This window comes from Citrobacter sp. BIDMC107 (assembly GCF_001037575.1).
GTDB classification, from domain to species: Bacteria; Pseudomonadota; Gammaproteobacteria; order Enterobacterales; family Enterobacteriaceae; genus Citrobacter; species Citrobacter freundii.
The window spans coordinates 1,409,123-1,426,188 of the sequence record NZ_KQ089848.1; the positions used below are offsets into that span (position 1 = coordinate 1,409,123).

The 17,066-nt window shown below is 52.1% G+C and carries 14 protein-coding genes and 3 pseudogenes; 8 read left to right on the forward strand and 9 right to left on the reverse strand.

The window, feature by feature from the left end; translation table 11 throughout:
• Nucleotides 1-43 precede the first annotated feature (43 nt).
• A complete protein-coding gene (locus SK39_RS06600) occupies nucleotides 44-664 on the forward strand; it encodes an inovirus Gp2 family protein (RefSeq protein ID WP_003029579.1) in 621 nt (206 codons plus the stop codon).
• Between the two features lie 55 nt (nucleotides 665-719).
• Here SK39_RS06600 and SK39_RS06605 read toward each other — a convergent pair whose 3' ends face one another.
• The gene (locus SK39_RS06605) at nucleotides 720-1,376 is read right to left on the reverse strand and encodes an ATP-binding protein (RefSeq protein ID WP_003029581.1); all 657 of its coding nucleotides are present in this window, start codon (nucleotides 1,374-1,376) and stop codon (nucleotides 720-722) included.
• 28 nt (nucleotides 1,377-1,404) lie between these two features.
• Nucleotides 1,405-1,836: a maltose acetyltransferase domain-containing protein gene (locus tag SK39_RS06610; RefSeq protein WP_176350209.1), complete on the reverse strand. Its 432-nt coding sequence runs from the start codon at nucleotides 1,834-1,836 to the stop codon at nucleotides 1,405-1,407.
• A 413-nt stretch (nucleotides 1,837-2,249) separates the two neighbouring features.
• Here SK39_RS06610 and SK39_RS27800 point away from each other — a divergent pair, with 413 nt between their 5' ends.
• The 6 genes from SK39_RS27800 to SK39_RS06635 all read left to right on the forward strand — a co-directional run bounded on the left by SK39_RS27800 (nucleotide 2,250) and on the right by SK39_RS06635 (nucleotide 9,170).
• Complete coding sequence (locus SK39_RS27800) at nucleotides 2,250-2,393, forward strand: helix-turn-helix domain-containing protein (RefSeq protein WP_223870241.1); 144 nt, start codon at nucleotides 2,250-2,252, stop codon at nucleotides 2,391-2,393.
• 228 nt (nucleotides 2,394-2,621) lie between these two features.
• The gene (locus SK39_RS06615; protein WP_003029584.1) at nucleotides 2,622-3,545 is read left to right on the forward strand and encodes an aminoimidazole riboside kinase; all 924 of its coding nucleotides are present in this window, start codon (nucleotides 2,622-2,624) and stop codon (nucleotides 3,543-3,545) included.
• 165 nt (nucleotides 3,546-3,710) lie between these two features.
• The gene (locus tag SK39_RS06620) at nucleotides 3,711-5,228 is read left to right on the forward strand and encodes a carbohydrate porin (RefSeq protein ID WP_003029587.1); all 1,518 of its coding nucleotides are present in this window, start codon (nucleotides 3,711-3,713) and stop codon (nucleotides 5,226-5,228) included.
• 137 nt (nucleotides 5,229-5,365) lie between these two features.
• A complete protein-coding gene (locus SK39_RS06625) occupies nucleotides 5,366-6,736 on the forward strand; it encodes a sucrose-specific PTS transporter subunit IIBC (RefSeq protein ID WP_000345204.1) in 1,371 nt (456 codons plus the stop codon).
• On the forward strand, nucleotides 6,736-8,136 hold the full coding sequence (locus SK39_RS06630) for a sucrose-6-phosphate hydrolase (RefSeq protein WP_003029589.1): 1,401 nt from the start codon (nucleotides 6,736-6,738) through the stop codon (nucleotides 8,134-8,136). Before SK39_RS06625 ends, SK39_RS06630 begins: the two co-directional genes overlap by 1 nt.
• A 29-nt stretch (nucleotides 8,137-8,165) precedes the next feature.
• On the forward strand, nucleotides 8,166-9,170 hold the full coding sequence (locus SK39_RS06635; RefSeq protein WP_003029591.1) for a LacI family DNA-binding transcriptional regulator: 1,005 nt from the start codon (nucleotides 8,166-8,168) through the stop codon (nucleotides 9,168-9,170).
• Nucleotides 9,171-9,335: 165 nt separating this feature from the next.
• On the opposite strand, the pseudogene SK39_RS27535 reads toward SK39_RS06635, so the two are convergent.
• The 7 genes and pseudogenes from SK39_RS27535 to SK39_RS06665 all read right to left on the reverse strand — a co-directional run.
• Nucleotides 9,336-9,523 (reverse strand): annotated as a pseudogene (locus tag SK39_RS27535) (DDE-type integrase/transposase/recombinase); the annotation flags it as partial.
• A gap of 80 nt (nucleotides 9,524-9,603) precedes the next feature.
• Nucleotides 9,604-11,112, reverse strand: a complete 1,509-nt coding sequence (gene ltrA / locus SK39_RS06640; protein WP_001189111.1) for a group II intron reverse transcriptase/maturase — start codon at nucleotides 11,110-11,112, stop codon at nucleotides 9,604-9,606.
• A 672-nt stretch (nucleotides 11,113-11,784) separates the two neighbouring features.
• A pseudogene (locus SK39_RS25515) lies at nucleotides 11,785-12,210 on the reverse strand (IS3 family transposase); the annotation flags it as partial.
• 9 nt (nucleotides 12,211-12,219) lie between these two features.
• Complete coding sequence (locus SK39_RS06650) at nucleotides 12,220-13,371, reverse strand: IS30-like element IS30 family transposase (RefSeq protein ID WP_001254932.1); 1,152 nt, start codon at nucleotides 13,369-13,371, stop codon at nucleotides 12,220-12,222.
• 67 nt (nucleotides 13,372-13,438) lie between these two features.
• Nucleotides 13,439-13,696: pseudogene (locus SK39_RS06655) on the reverse strand (IS3 family transposase); the annotation flags it as partial.
• 56 nt (nucleotides 13,697-13,752) lie between these two features.
• Entirely contained in the window at nucleotides 13,753-14,841 is a 1,089-nt protein-coding gene (locus SK39_RS06660) for an SNF2-related protein (RefSeq protein WP_003029602.1), read from the reverse strand.
• Nucleotides 14,841-15,713 (reverse strand): BrxR family transcriptional regulator, encoded by an 873-nt coding sequence (locus SK39_RS06665; RefSeq protein ID WP_474459439.1) that lies wholly within the window; start codon nucleotides 15,711-15,713, stop codon nucleotides 14,841-14,843. Before SK39_RS06665 ends, SK39_RS06660 begins: the two co-directional genes overlap by 1 nt.
• 481 nt (nucleotides 15,714-16,194) lie before the next feature.
• Between SK39_RS06665 and SK39_RS06670 the strand changes: the two genes are divergently transcribed.
• Nucleotides 16,195-17,058, forward strand: a complete 864-nt coding sequence (locus SK39_RS06670; protein WP_003029608.1) for a GTPase family protein — start codon at nucleotides 16,195-16,197, stop codon at nucleotides 17,056-17,058.
• The last annotated feature ends 8 nt before the right edge of the window (nucleotides 17,059-17,066 follow it).

Below are 17,066 nucleotides of genomic sequence, written 5' to 3' on the forward strand. Positions count from 1 at the left end.
ATACGGCTATCCAAAGCCGTAGGGCTAACGACAGGATCGAAACATGGAATTATATCATGGTTCCCATGGTGAGCATGTGCTCGCCTATAAAAAACATATTGAACGAGTCGTCAATGATGCTATCAGTGAATTCCCCAGAACAATGGCGTTACGTGTTGATGTTCATTATCCACCCATTTTAGACAGAGGTGACACTGTTTGCTGTTTTCCTAATCTAGAGCCTGGTGCCATATCCCGTTTCCGTAATGCATTAAATGCCATGTTGGAGGCCAATGAGAGAACCAGAGCAGCTAACGGCAAAAGAATATATCCAAACCGTGTTCGTCATGTTTGGGCACGGGAGTTTTCCGAAGAAGGAAAATGTCACTTTCACCTTGGTCTTTTTTTTAATAAAGATGCTTATTACCATTTAGGTGATTATGAGGCTGAAAGAAATTTAAGGATGATGATTGTAAGAGCATGGTATAGCGCACTGGGATTGGAACTGGATGATTATCCGGGATTGGTTCACTACCCTGAAAATTGTCGTTATATTTTAGACGTCAATGATTTTAACTTTGAAGGAGAATACAATAAATTACTGAATCGCTTCGACTACCTAGCTAAACTCGATACAAAAGCATATGGAGATGGCGACCGTAGCTTCGGCTGCAGTCGCGGGTAATTTATTTTTTACAGCAATGGCCTTTCTTATGGATGGAAAGGCCAGACCTTATATATCAAGAAGATGGTGAGCGATAAAGTATTGTTTTCAAGTAATCATCTGTTGCAGTAAACTCAGGGAGTTGGCCACTCATGGCCTGTGTTAGTGGAATAATCTTTGTCCTGACTCCCATCCCCCTGAAATCAACGTAACCATAATCACGTAAGACTTCCATGATAATCGTATTACGTGGTGATCGCTGACCTGTAACCATCTTTTCAATCGACATCGAATTATTCAGCGCCCCTGGGCTAATAACTTCAAATCGATTGCTATACAAGCCAATCTCTATCTCAACAAAGCGTGTCCAGTCACGATGAGCCAGTGCATTTACAACAGTTTCGCGAATAGCTTCCAGTGGATAATACCAGGTTGTTTCCCGACGTAGATGCGTATCGGGTAGAGGGGCCTCTGAAGTGATAAAGGGCATGATAGTTGACATCAAACGCTCAATCAATCCACCATCGATCAAAGCCTTTCCGGCTTCCTCAGTATCAAAACGCCCAACCATTGGACCATCCAGAATATCATCGAGTAACGGTTGGTACTCCTTATCCTCGCTGGCAAACGCAAAGACTCGGATATCTGGTCGATGCGAGAGTTCAACCATTTTGATTTTGAACTCAACGGGATAATTAGGGCTTTTTTTACGCACTGTGGTTAATGATTTCATGGATAGTGTCCACCATATTTGGTGTCCACTATCCTCTCAGGAATTTCAGGATCTGCCAGACGGTGCTGAGACGACGCTTACGAATGTTATACCCCCTGCTGCAGTGGAAAGACGTGGTGACAGATACCCCTTCCCCACATTCAGGCAGCAACTCTTTCATCAGTAGCAGGCGGGAATCAATATGAGCAGGATCGGTGTGGTTAAAACGATGAAGGAGCGATTTTGTCCGCAAAGAATCCGCTTTTATGGCGGGTTCAGCAGGGAAAAAGTAATCCCCATCTTTAAGACGGACACGTTCCACCCTGGTATCAGCGCAGGGCGGCAATTTATCATTCATTAATTCTGTTTCCTCCGTATGCAGCGTGGAGCCTTTCCTGTTACCGGTTTTATCCGGATGTATGCTGTCCCGTGAAGTGGCGGGCAAACTCACTTCTAAAAAATTACGGTCAGATCTTGTCATGCCTATCACAAAGTATCATAACCGAGCATTGTGTAAAGATGAAAACCGTCAAATTGAGCGCAATCGAGCTGCATGATATGATCAGAACCCTACTAAATCAGAAGTATTGGGTATGAGATTACTTTTGAGGAAGCACGTAAATGAAACGAGTGGTTCTGTTTTCATGTGGGAGCGCTTGTCGCTCCCTGAATAGTCCATGTGACAATGAAGATTAAACAGCATCATAACCAGCATGATGCCGTTGCATTTCTTGCATATCGGCAGACTACATCAGAACCCGGTAACCTTGGATGCTGGGATAATGGCAGAGAAGAGGCACTTACTGTATCTACGGTAAAAAGCGGTTTTGTCGATGAAGTTTTAAAGGAAACCCTCCAGAAACGCTGATGAAATTGCGCAGTTTCGCTGGCCTGATGCGACAACAACTCGCCAGTAGAATGGGTATTTCTTACAAATACCTGCGCAGCATAGAAGCAAACCCATCCAGAGCGAGCATTACTACACTTAACCATTATGCCAAGAAGTGTGGTGTTAAAAGCCCTTTGATTTATCTGTAAATAAGATAAAACATGATAATTTCATCAAGTTGCATGGTAATTTATCCAGGATCCATTTGTGTCCAGGACGTAAGTCTTCACAGCTGTCGAATCAATTCTATTTCGTAAGGCGGCTCACGTTTTTATGCCCTGAGCAGTGCTTTTCCGGCTGGAACTTTCCCCCACTCATTCACTGTGATTTAATATGCTAAACCGGTTTAATTAAGTTTAGCCTTGGAGGGTTTTAGCATGAAAGCAAAAGTTTGGGTTCTGGGCGACGCAGTGGTGGACCTGCTACCGGAGAGTGAAGGGCGCTTGCTACAGTGCCCTGGAGGCGCGCCGGCTAACGTGGCGGTAGGGGTTGCCCGCCTTGGCGGCAACAGCGGATTTATCGGCCGCGTCGGCGGTGACCCGTTTGGCCGCTACATGCGTCATACCCTGCAACAGGAGCAGGTCGACGTCAGCCATATGTATCTTGACGATCATCACCGCACGTCCACTGTGGTGGTCGACCTTGATGACCAAGGTGAACGCACCTTTACCTTTATGGTACGCCCCAGCGCTGACCTGTTCCTGGCTGAAGAAGACCTGCCACAGTTTGCCGCCGGACAGTGGTTGCACATCTGCTCCATCGCGCTCAGCGCCGAGCCCAGCCGCAGTGCTACCTTCGCGGCTATGGAGAACATCAAACGTGCCGGTGGCCGGGTGAGCTTTGACCCTAATATCCGCCTGGATCTCTGGCAAGATCAGAACCTGTTGCACGCCTGTCTCGACCGCGCCCTGCGTCTGGCGAACGTGGTGAAACTGTCCGAAGAAGAGCTGATACTCATCAGCGGGAGTAATGATATCGCGCAGGGGATCGCCAGCATCACTGAGCGTTATCAGCCTGAATTACTGCTGGTGACTCAGGGTAAAGCGGGCGTCATCGCCGCATTCCAGCAGCAGTTTATCCATTTCAGCGCTAAACCGGTTGTCAGCGTGGATACCACCGGTGCGGGCGATGCGTTTGTCGCCGGACTGCTTGCCAGCCTTGCTGCCAACGGGATGCCGGCGGATATCAATGCCCTGGAGCCAACGCTCGCTCTGGCGCAAACCTGCGGTGCCCTGGCAACCCTGGCGAAAGGCGCGATGACTGCCCTGCCATACCAGCGCGATCTACACCGCCAGATTTGATCCTAAATACCGTCGTACGCGGTCCACTTTGTTGCATCCATCACACTTATTAAACCGGTTTAGCAAAATCAATTTCAAAATGTTAAATGTCGTGCTTAACATTGCAACTAAACCGGTTTAGCAAAAACACACAATTTTTTATTTTCCTTTTGGGATGCAATCAATATGTTCAGAAAAAGCACACTCGCGGTTCTTATCGCTTTGCTAACCGGCGCCGCCTCAGCCCATGCACAAACGGATCTCAGCAGTATCGAAGCCCGTTTAATTGCGCTGGAAAAACGCTTACAGGATGCCGAAAACAGAGCGCAAACGGCAGAAACCCGCGCAGAGTCGGCAGAGAAGAAAGTACAGCAGCTCACGACACAGCAACAAAAAACCCAGGACAGCACTCAGGAAGTGGCTCAGCGTACCGCCAAACTGGAGAAAAAAGCCGATGAGAAAAGCGGGTTTGAGTTCCACGGCTACGCCCGCTCCGGCGTGATAATGAATGACTCCGGCGCCAGCACCAAATCCGGAGCCTACATGACGCCAGCAGGGGAAACCGGTGGGGCTATTGGCCGCCTGGGAAACCAGGCCGATACCTATGTTGAAATGAATCTTGAACATAAGCAGACCCTGGATAACGGGGCAACGACCCGCTTCAAAGTCATGGTCGCCGACGGTCAAACCACTTATAACGACTGGACGGCGAGCACCAGTGATTTGAACGTGCGTCAGGCCTTTGTTGAACTGGGCAACTTGCCCACCTTCGACGGGCCGTTTAAAGGCTCCACCCTGTGGGCCGGGAAACGCTTTGACCGGGATAACTTTGACATTCACTGGATCGACTCGGATGTCGTGTTCCTCGCCGGTACCGGCGGCGGTATTTACGATGTCAGGTGGAACGACAGCGTTCGCAGCAACTTCTCTCTTTACGGGCGTAACTTCGGCGATATTGCTGATACCAGCAACAGTGTGCAGAACTACATCGTCAGCATGAACAATTTCATCGGGCCGGTGCAGATGATGGTCAGCGGGATGCGGGCAAAAGACAACGACGAACGCCAGGATACCAACGGTAATCCGGTCAAAGGCGATGCGGCAAATACCGGTGTACATGCGCTGCTCGGGTTGCACAACGACAGTTTTTACGGCCTGCGTGAAGGTGCCAGCAAAACCGCCCTGCTCTACGGTCACGGACTGGGTGCCGAAGTTAAAGGTGTCGGCTCTGACGGCGCGTTACGCTCGGGGGCTAACACCTGGCGCTTCGCCAGCTACGGCACCACGCCACTGAGCAAGAACTGGTTTATCGCCCCGGCGATACTGGCACAAACCAGTAAAGACCGTTATGTCGATGGCGACAGCTACCAGTGGGCAACCCTCAACATGCGTCTGATCCAGGAGATCAATCAAAACTTCGCCCTCGCTTATGAAGGCAGTTACCAGTATATGGATCTCAAACCTGAAGGTTATAACGATCGCCATGCGGTAAACGGCAGCTTCTACAAGCTCACCTTCGCCCCGACCTTTAAGGTTGGCGACATCGGCGATTTCTTCAGCCGTCCTGAAATCCGTCTTTACACCTCGTGGATGGACTGGAGCAAAAAACTCAATAATTACGCCAGCGATGACGCGCTGGGCAGCAGTGGTTTTAAATCGGGCGGCGAATGGTCGTTCGGGATGCAGATGGAAACCTGGTTTTGATGGTTAACACCTGGCGACAGTAACCGCCGGGGCGACAAAATACGTTTCGTCGCCCCGGACACAATAACAACGAAGAGAATGCGCTCCGGCTACCACGGGACGACAACTCGAAAATCAATACGCATTCAGAGGGTACTATGGATTTTGAACAGATTTCCCGCTCGCTACTTCCGCTTCTGGGAGGCAAGGAAAATATCGCCAGCGCCGCGCACTGTGCCACACGCCTGCGCCTGGTGCTGGTCGATGACTCACTGGCCGATCAGCAGGCCATCGGCAAAATTGATGGGGTGAAGGGCTGTTTCCGTAACGCCGGACAGATGCAGATTATCTTCGGCACCGGGGTGGTGAACAAAGTCTACGCCGCCTTTATTCAGGCGGCAGGGATTGGCGAATCCAGCAAATCGGAAGCTGCCGACATTGCGGCGAAAAAACTGAATCCTTTCCAGCGCATTGCCCGCCTGTTGTCGAACATCTTTGTGCCGATCATCCCGGCTATCGTCGCCTCCGGCCTGTTGATGGGCCTTCTGGGGATGGTTAAAACGTACGGCTGGGTCGACCCGGGTAACGCCATCTACATCATGCTGGATATGTGCAGCTCAGCGGCGTTTATTATTCTGCCGATCCTGATTGGCTTCACCGCCGCCCGCGAGTTCGGTGGTAATCCTTATCTTGGCGCGACGCTTGGCGGCATCCTGACTCACCCGGCGCTCACCAACGCCTGGGGTGTGGCCGCCGGTTTCCACACCATGAACTTCTTCGGCCTTGAGATTGCCATGATCGGCTATCAGGGCACGGTGTTCCCGGTGCTGCTGGCGGTGTGGTTTATGAGCATCGTTGAGAAACAGCTGCGTCGCGTGATCCCCGATGCACTGGATCTGATCCTGACGCCGTTCCTGACGGTGATCATTTCCGGTTTTATCGCCCTGCTGATTATCGGCCCGGCTGGTCGCGCGCTTGGCGACGGTATTTCGTTTGTCCTTAGCACCCTGATTACCCACGCCGGTTGGCTGGCCGGACTGCTGTTTGGCGGTCTCTATTCGGTTATCGTCATTACCGGTATTCACCACAGCTTCCACGCCATCGAAGCGGGACTGCTGGGCAACCCATCCATCGGCGTCAACTTCCTGCTGCCGATTTGGGCGATGGCCAACGTCGCTCAGGGCGGTGCTTGTCTGGCGGTGTGGTTCAAAACGAAAGATGCCAAAATCAAAGCCATTACCCTGCCCTCGGCGTTTTCTGCCATGCTCGGCATCACCGAAGCGGCGATTTTTGGTATTAACTTACGCTTTGTAAAACCGTTTATCGCAGCCCTGATTGGCGGCGCGGTGGGCGGCGCGTGGGTGGTATCCATGCATGTTTACATGACCGCCGTGGGCCTGACGGCTATCCCTGGCATGGCTATCGTGCAGGCCAGCTCGCTGCTGAACTACATTATCGGGATGGTTATCGCCTTTGGCGTCGCCTTTGTCGTCTCCCTGGTACTGAAATACAAAACGGACGCTGAATAATGTCACATCCATCACGCCTGCCTGCGATTTTGCAGGCTGTTATGCAGGGCCAGCCGCGCGCGCTGGCCGACAGCCACTATCCCCGCTGGCACCATGCGCCGGTGACCGGGCTGATGAACGATCCCAACGGCTTTATTGAATTTGCCGGACGTTATCACCTGTTTTATCAGTGGAACCCGCTCGCCTGCGATCATAAGTTCAAGTGCTGGGGGCACTGGAGCTCTGCCGACCTGCTGCACTGGCAACATGAGCCGATCGCGCTCATGCCGGATGAAGAGTATGACCGCAACGGCTGCTACTCCGGAAGCGCCGTGGATAGTCAGGGCACGCTCACCCTGTGCTATACCGGCAACGTAAAATTTGACGACGGCAGCCGAACCGCGTGGCAGTGCCTGGCGACGGAAAATGCCGACGGCACGTTTACCAAACTCGGCCCGGTATTACCGCTGCCGGAGGGCTATACCGGCCACGTGCGTGACCCGAAAGTCTGGCAGCACGAAGGTCGCTGGTACATGGTGCTGGGCGCACAGGATTTGCAAAAGCGTGGCAAGGTGTTGTTATTCAGCTCAGCGGACCTTCATGAGTGGACGAGTCAGGGCGAAATCGCCGGTTATGGCATCAATGGCCTGGACGACGCGGGCTATATGTGGGAATGCCCGGACCTGTTTGCCCTCGGCGACCAGCATGTCCTGATTTGCTGCCCGCAGGGCGTGCCTCGTGAGAAAGAGCGCTATCTCAACACCTACCCGGCAGTGTGGATGAGCGGCGATTTCGACTACCACCGCGCGGCCTTCGAGCATGGCGAACTGCACGAATTGGACGCAGGGTTTGAGTTCTACGCCCCGCAAACCATGCTTACCAGTGATGGCCGCCGTCTGCTGGTCGGCTGGATGGGCGTGCCGGAGGGCGAAGAGATGCTTCAACCGACCCTCACCAACGGCTGGATCCATCAGATGACCTGCCTGCGTGAGCTGGAGTTTATCGATGGTCAGCTATACCAACGTCCTCTACGAGAGCTGAGCGCCCTGCGCGGCGAAGCGCACGGCTGGGCAGGGAACTCCCTGCCGCTGGCACCGATGGAAATCGTTCTACAAACCACTGGGGACGATATTTTGAGCCTCGATTTTGACGGCGCATTAATCCTTGAACGCGATGCCAGCGGGATCCGCCTGGCCCGACCCAGTCTGGCCAGCGACGAGAAGCATTATCGTTACTGGCGCGGAGACGTCCGCTCGCTGCATATTTTCATCGACCAGTCTAGCGTGGAGATTTTCATCAACGGCGGCGAAGGAGTGATGAGCTGCCGCTACTTCCCGGCCTGTTCAGGGCAGCTAATGTTCTCTGGCATCACACCGGACGCATTCTGCTACTGGCCGCTGCGAACTTGCATGGTAGAATAAGCGTTTTGCCTCAAGTTCATGGCGTCGTAATGAAAACTAAACGCGTAACCATTAAAGATATCGCCGAACAGGCTGGCGTCTCAAAAGCGACCGCCAGCCTAGTACTGAACGGTCGTGGTAAGGAGCTGCGTGTGGCGCAGGAAACGCGTGAGCGAGTACTGGCGATTGCCCGTGAGCAGCACTATCAGCCAAGCATTCACGCCCGCTCGCTGCGCGACAACCGCAGCCACACCATCGGACTGGTGGTGCCGGAGATCACCAACCACGGCTTTGCGGTCTTTTCACATGAGCTGGAAATGCTGTGCCGCGAAGCAGGCGTCCAGCTATTGATCTCTTGTACTGATGAAAACCCCGGTCAGGAGAGCGTGGTGGTCAATAACATGATTTCCCGCCAGGTTGACGGTCTGATCGTCGCTTCATGTATGCACAACGATGCCGACTATCTTAAGCTCAGCCAACAACTGCCAGTAGTGCTGTTTGACCGTTGTCCTAATGAAAGCCTGCTGCCGCTGGTGATGACTGATTCGATTACCCCAACGGCGGAACTGATTTCCCGCATTGCACCTAAGCATAGCGATGAGTTCTGGTTTTTAGGCGGTCAGTCGCGTCTGTCGCCTTCACGCGATCGTCTGACCGGCTTCACGCAGGGTTTGGCTCAGGCGGGTATTGCACTGCGCCCGGAATGGGTGATTAACGGTAACTACCACCCGAGCTCAGGCTATGAGATGTTCGCCGCACTCTGCGCGCGACTTGGGCGGCCGCCTAAGGCGCTGTTCACTGCCGCCTGTGGACTGCTCGAAGGGGTACTGCGCTATATGAGCCAGCACCATTTACTCGACTCAGATATCCATCTGACGAGCTTTGACGATCACTATCTTTATGATTCGCTGTCGCTGCGTATCGATACCGTACAGCAGGATAACCGCCAGTTGGCCTGGCACTGCTATGATCTGATAAGCCAATTGATCGAGGGCGATACGCCCGAAACGCTACAACGCTACCTGCCCGCAACGCTGCAGTTTAGGCATCAGTAATAACTGAGCATTTTTGAATACCCTACAGAGGTGAAATCTGGTGCGAATCCAACAATCAAAAATCAATATTTGTAGTGATGTGATGCGGAAAGGTCTTCACTGCATCAGTAATCACACCAATCGGGTTAAACGGCAAACTGAGTGGTGGTAAAGACTGACACCGGCATTATTACTGTCACTGTGGAACATCACTCCGGCGGGTTTACCGCAAGCTTCCCACGCAATTTCCAGCGCTTTGATGTCAGCTTGCTGTCCGGTGAGAATGACATTGCCCAACCCTCAGGTTTCCTTGCGAACAGATCGAGAACAACAGCAAGGTAAGCCCAACGCTTGCCTGTCCAGAGTAGAGTAAGAGGCAGGGCGTAGTCGGACTATTTCCCTGCCTCTCCTCCCCGAACCGGACGTGCACCTTTCAGCGCATCCGGCTCTCCATTTAAATGCTGGCGAACGCCATTGCCACTTCTGTAAAGCGCGATGTATACGTGTTTCTGGTCTCCGTCCTCAGATAGGGATTGCCTTCGGGTAGCCGCCAGCGGAACAGCTTCTTGCCTTGCCCCACCAACCGGTACAGTATTTCGCCGCTGAGCTTGCCGTGATTGGTTTTACCAAATAAAACCCACGTTTTGCTCTGACCCGGTTTCGGTGATTTACACCACCACCTCATCAGGGAAGCGATACCTGTACGGTATTTGCGGGCCAGCCAGTGAGCCAGCTTCCAGAACACGACACGGTCGATATAACTGAAGACTTTGGCCTTAAAATCAACGAACTGATAGAACATGGCCCAGCCTTTCAGTTTTCGGTTGAGTTGTTCAGCCATATCGACTTTGCTTTCACTGTAGTTGCCTGATAACAGTGCTGTCAGCGATGCGGCGAAGTTTCTGGCTTTCTCCTGCGGGATCGTTGAGACCACTCGCATCTCGCCATAACGACTGCGTTTGCGAATGATCCTGTGCCCCAGAAAGATAAAGCCGTCATTAACATGGGTGATTTTAGTCTTATCCATGTTCAGCCTGAGTTTCAGACTGCCTTCGAGCACACCCCGACACTCCTCCCTGATGGCTTCCGCCTGTGCTTTGGTGCCTTTGACGATGAGGACAAAATCATCGGCATAGCGGCAGTACGCCACCGCGGGTTTCCACTGCCAGTTTTCTCTGACCGCCGTACTTCGGCCCCGTTGGATACTGTTATTCCAGTACCACCGATCTTTTCTGGCTTTCCCGCTCAGGTAGCGCTCATGCAGGTATTGATCGAACTCATTCAGCATGATGTTCGATAATAGCGGCGATATAACACCGCCCTGTGGCACACCTTCACTGGCCGCCCGAAAGAGACCGACATCGATATGTCCCGCCTTGATGGTTTTCCACAGCAGAGTCATGAAACGTGCGTCACTGATCCTGCGGCGTACAGCCTTCATCAGCAGTCGATGATGTACGGTGTCGAAGTAACTGGACAGGTCGCCTTCAATCACCCAGCGTCCCCGGGTTTCACCGCAGTCTGTGAGCTGTAATTTCACCGTGCGGATCGCGTGGTGGACACTGCGCTCAGGCCGGAAGCCATATGAGAGCGTATGAAAATCACTCTCCCATATCGGCTCCATCGCCATCAGCATGGCCCGCTGAACAATACGATCCCGCAACGCGGGGATACCCAGTGGTCGCAGTTTGCCGTTGCTTTTAGGGATGTAAACCCGTCTGGCGGGCAAGGGCTGGTAGTGGCCTGAGAGTAATTCATCCCTGAGGATTTGCAGTTCAACAGCCAGTCTGGCCTGTAGCATTGTTTTGTTCACGCCATCAACGCCGGGGGTATGCGCCCCCTTTGATGAAAGCGTGATCCGCGCCGCTTCAGCCAGCCATTCTGGTTGTGTTATCAGACGCAGCAGCCGTTGAATCCGTAGGGACGGATCGGTGGCTGCCCATGTGGCAAGCTTGCGTTGCATTTCGCTGATTATCAAAGGTCTTCACCTCGTTAGGTCAGTTAATTCACGTCGCAAACACATTCAAACTGCTTCCCTTCGCCATGTAATGGGCTTTCCCCATCGCGGACTACTACGGAAGCTCCGCCAGCCAGCGCGTCATCGGAGCCATGCCCCCTTAACATCCGTCGCTGACCTTCCCCGGTTTACCTGCCTGGACTCAGGCATACTGAGGAGGCTGCCCGTCGCACTCTTTATCCTTGCTTGCCGCAAGTTGGCAGAAGTCAGCAACGCAAGCGTGATAGACGCTGCTGCCCCGGTGTTTCGCATACATGTCAAAACACCTTCGACCGGCAGTGCTTACGTATCACTGCCAGTTCCTCCTGCACGGCCTGTCAGATCACGTAGGCCGTGGTGACGTTTTCAACCCACAGAGGCGGATTAACGGGTTCATGTTCTTCAGCCTTTCAGTACTTAACCTTGAGGATCATCTCGGCTTAGTGATCTCGCCTCAATCCCCGTTGTCAGCGGGTTACATCACCCTGCGGGCATGCCGCAGGTCACTGCCGCTCAGGTTCTCCACCGTCACACCCGGTGGGATTGTTGGGTTTCTCATCGTGAGTTACCGGTTCAATATTCCAGACAGACTCGCGGTTCATTTAAGCATCCATGCCCGCCCTGAACTCCGGGCACACTATAGGTCACATCACCGCACCACACCTGATTTGGCTCGGTCACGGCGAACTGCCTTTCAAGGTAGTTAGGGATAGCAACATGTTCATGACCACCACGTTTATACCGGTGAGTCGGCTGCTGACAGCTGACCAGCCCCAGCTCTTTCATGAGCCTGCCAGCAAGCCAGCGTCCCATCTGGTAGCCTCTCCGGGTTGCCATTGTGGCGATGCTTCTTGCTCCGGCCGAACCGTGGCTGATGCCATGTAGCTCAAGTACCTGACTGCGTAATACAGCCCGTCTGCCGTCTGGTTTTTCAGGACGGTTTTTCCAGTATCTGTAGCTGCTGCGATGAACCCCGAACACATGGCAGAGTGTGACCACAGGATAATGCGCTCTGAGTTTCCCGATTATCGAGAACTGTTCAGGGAGTCTGACATCAAGAGCGCGGTTGTAGATTCAATCTGTCAATGCAACACCCCTTTCAATTATCTCTTTCGGTGTTTTGAACTTCAGTGTCTTTCTCGGTCTGTTGTTTAGCTGAGCAGCAACCAGATCTAGTTCATGTTGAGTATATTGGGCAAGACATGTCTTTTTAGGAAAATACTGCCGAATTAGCCCATTTGTGTTCTCATTTGTTCCCCGCTGCCAAGGACTCTGAGGATCGCAGAAGTAAACTTTAACGCCGGTGCTGACAGTAAATTCTAGATGTCTGGCCAGTTCCATTCCTCTGTCCCATGTCAGTGATTTTCTGAGTTCTGACGGTAAACTCAGGAATTTGTCGGTAAGAGCCTGATTTACTGAGACAGAATCTTTGCCCCTGAGTCTAAGGATGATCGTATAACGTGATTTTCGGTCTACAAGTGTGGCTATATGAGAGTTTTTTGTACCTGAGACTAAATCGCCCTCCCAATGCCCCAGAGAGCGTCTGTTATCGATATTTCGGGAACGTTCGTGAATTGGTGTTCCGTTCACTATGTTAATCGTACCTCTTTCGCCTTTGCGGGTATGACGCCTGCCATGGCGAAGGCTATGCGACCGTCGCAGATGCTGTATATTCAGGTGGTGTAGCGCTTCACGGCTACGAAAGTACAGCGTTTTATAAATTGTCTCAGGTGATATTCGCAGCGTTTTTTGACGTGGTTTTGTTCGCCTTAACCATCCTGATATTTGCTCTGGAGACCATTTCATCTCCAGCTTTTCCAGAACAAGCTTTCGCAATGGTAAATTTTGATCCAGTAAGCACGGTTTTGGCCTTTTCGCCATTCTGTTGGCTCGGTTATTAGCATCAACAGCTTTGTAATAGCGTCTGCCCCGATTACGCTGAACTTCACGTGAGATCGTCGAAGGACTGCGATTCAGCGCAGTAGCTATCGCACGAATGCTCATTTTGGCTGACAAACCAGCTCGTATCTCCTCGCGCTCAGACAGTGTCAGGTGAGCTACAGCCCGCTTACGCTCATGGGGTTTTATGCCGCCAGTATCCCTTAACATAGTGAAGATCGTTCCGGGTTTTGAACCCAGGATATTCGCTATTTCACTGAAGCCTGTTCCGTTCTTCCATAGTTCAAAAACAGAGGCTTTTTCCTCTGCTGTAAATGTTCGTCTCATTCAAAAAACCTCCGCAACCCCATGTTTTCACATAACTGTTGCGTTGACCAATTGAATCTACAGTAGCCTTTTTTAATATTTCATTCTCCATTTCAATGCGTTGTAGCTTTTTCCTCAGCTCACGTATTTCGATTTGTTCTGGTGTTATCGGAGAGGCTTTTGGTGTTTTGCCCTGACGCTCATCACGCAGTTGTTTGACCCATCTTGTCATTGTGGAAAGGCCAACATCCATAGCTTTGGCGGCATCTGCCACCGTGTAGTTCTGGTCAACAACCAGTTGAGCGGATTCGCGTTTAAACTCTGCGCTGAAATTTCTTTTTTTCATTGGAGCACCTGTGTTGTTCTGAGGTGAGCATATCACCTCTGTTCAGGTGGACAAATTCAGTGTGCCACTTCACTGCCCCAGTTGATGCGATTCAATTGTGTTCCAAACGACTCGCCGCTCGTACGGCTGAGGTCAGTATGACAAAGCACGTCGTAGCTGAACCGGTCGCGAGCAAATATGTTGGTCTTAAGGTTGCGGTTATAGTTCAGCCAGTTGTCCGCAAGTTTCTTGGGGCATAACACCAGAACTGACTTGTTGCGCAGTTCGTAATACTTTACGACGGCAAGTGCGGTGAAGGTTTTGCCCAAGCCCACGCTGTCGGCCAGGATGCAACCGCTGTAGTTTTCAAGTTTGTTGATGATCCCAGTGGCAGCATCTTTCTGGTAATTGAAGAGTTTGTTCCAGATGAGCGTGTCTTGATAGCCCGTGCGGTCATTGGGCAGGACATCCTCGTTGAGGTCGTCCAGAAACTCATTGAAGATGTTATAGAGCATCAGGAAGTAGATACTTTCAGGCGAGTTTTCCTGGTAGACGGATGCAATGTGGTCGCAGATCTGCGCCGTTACATCCTCCAGCTTCTCAGGATCTTGCCAGATCTGGTTAAACAGATTGAGGTAGGTCGCCGTAAACGTCGACTCGTCCATTTTGTTGACGAGGTTTGAAACAGCATTGCCTTGCTGGTAGCCAAGATCGACGGCCGTAAATCCGTGCAGTGGCATGTAGGCAGTCTCTGCGGCGGCGGCCTGAACACAAGCAAACTGCTGCATCGGAGCCTTGCTGCGATTGGACTTGAATGTTGTCTTACGCCGCATCCAGTCCGCACACTCTTTTGCAATTGCGCGCTGGGTCAGTTTGTTGCGCAGCTGAATTTCGAACTCACTACCGTACAGACTACGTTCGCGGTCAGCCTTCGGTATGTGGAATTCTTTGCGTTCCTTACGAATCTTGTCGGTTACTTCATTAGCGGTGAACGTCGGCGAGGTAAAGATGAATTGCAGCTCGTCGATTTTTTCCAGCTCTGCTTTTAGCGCTTCAAACGCGTACATCGAAAAACAGGAGGCGGCGATCTTCAGGCGAGCACCGGGTTTGAGCGTCTGCTTTAGGTCGTCTCCGAGCAGACGATTGATATTGTCGATCAGTTCCATCAAGAGTCAGCCTTTGTAGAGGTGCTATAGCCTGGTGCCAGTAAGGCGTTTTTCACGCCGTAGATCGCGAGATGATCTTTGAGCCATAAACGGTACTCCGGTCCATTTAGGCAATGATTGGGTGAGCAGTCAACACGCCAGCGCTGCAACATATAGCCTGCCACCGCTGCACGAACGTACATCCTAATCGAGCCACCGGTCATCCCGTAGTCCATCTCGATGATTTCGGGGCGTTCAACACGCGGGTGCGGCACGAAATCCAACTCAACGATGCGCGTCCACTGGATATCATTATCCGGTCGTTCGTTGGCCTGCGGAACCTCTTCAAGCAATGTTGGCGCTTCGATGTGGGTGACGACGAAATCCCGAAACTCTCCACTCTTGCGATCAAAGGCCCGGGCGTGCCAGCGCAGGCCGGTATCTACCAAAGCAAAGGGCACAATGATCCGTTCGGACTTTCCGCTGCTCATCGAGTGGTAGCGGATGGCGACGGGGCGCTTGGAGTGGATGGCTCGACAAATCACGGCCAACACATCCATCTTGGGTATGCTCAGGGCTGTGGGGGATTCACAGGGTAGCAACGCCTGCATTGGGCCATTCACGCCATCGCCAAAGCCCAGAGCCAGCGCCGACAGAACACGCTGCGATGCGTGCTCGAACAACGGAGAGAACGCCTGCCCGATACGATAGATCTTGTCGCTACCATCAAAGGTGATGTTATTCGGAGCGATTTCCCGGTACAAAGCCAAATCGCGAGTCGCTCCTGCTGGAGCAACGCCAAAGCGCTCAATCAGATCTGGGCGACCGATCTCACCGAAGAAGTAAAGCCGAAAATCGATGTAGGCCAGCCGTTCGCGCTGGACCTGACTCAAGTCGTCAAGCCGCTTACAAGGGGGACTAGGCATGAATCATCACTATAGGGAAAAATGAAAATTTAATACGGTAATCAATAAAGTGCCATGATTATAATCAAATTGATGATAATCAACATTAATACTTATGTAAAAGCAAGAGATGACGTTTCAAACGTAGACAGTCATCGTATTAGCTGATGTTTCTATAACGTTAGATTAATGCCTAACAACTATAAAACCTTAATGCCCAATGCCCAATGCCCAATGCCCAATGCCCTATCGCCCCTCGGACAATTTGCCCTTATCCACTGGTCTGGCTTGAGGATGAGGGGGGCAGAATAACCTAACGACTTAGGGGCCGGGATCACAGGCGGCAGCTGTTTAACGCTTACCTTAATTCAAATTATTTTCAGATAGATATCATTCTTCTGAACATACCTGACTAACGGTGGAATCTCACGATCCTGCCGTTTTTGTATTATTTTTCAGAGGAGTAGTAATGAACAATTCTGAAGGATTGAAGCCGTTTCAGCAATCGCTCGCTGGTCTGCCACAGTGGGTGTCTGAACGTATATTGCAGCAGATAAATCAGTTAACCCGCTACGAGCCAGTGATCGGCATTATGGGTAAAACCGGTGTTGGGAAGAGCAGTCTGTGCAATGCCCTGTTTGCCGGAGATATATCACCGGTCAGCGATGTGGCTGCATGTACCCGTGAGCCACTGCGCTTTCGCCTGCAAGTCGGCGAGCGCTATATGACGCTGGTGGACCTGCCCGGCGTGGGCGAAAGTGGTGCTCGCGATACCGAGTATGCTGCGATGTACCGCGAACAACTCCCCCGGCTCGACCTGGTTCTGTGGCTGATTAAGGCCGATGACCGGGCGCTGGCGGTGGATGAACATTTTTATCATCAGGTGATTGGAGAGGTATACCGGCATAAGGTGCTGTTTGTTATCAGCCAGTCGGATAAGGCCGAACCCACCAGCGGTGGGGGACCGTTGTCCACGGCGCAGAAGCAGAATATCAGCCGTAAAATCTGTCTGCTGCATGAGCTGTTCCAGCCCGTACATCCGGTGTGTGCCGTGTCGGTCCGTCTTCAGTGGGGACTGCGGGTGATGGCCGAGCGAATGATTAAGTGCCTGCCACGTGAGGCCACCAGCCCGGTGGTGTCGCAACTCCAGTCTTCCTTTCGCACGACGGTAGTCCGGGAACAGGCTCGTAGCGATTTTGGTGAAACCGTCGGGGCCGTACTCGATAGCATCAGTGCCTTTCCCCTGATACCCGCCCCGGTACGGGCTGTCATTCAGGCCGTGCGCACCACGGTGGTGTCAGTGGCCCGCGCCGTCTGGGATTTCTTCTTCTGAGTATTTAA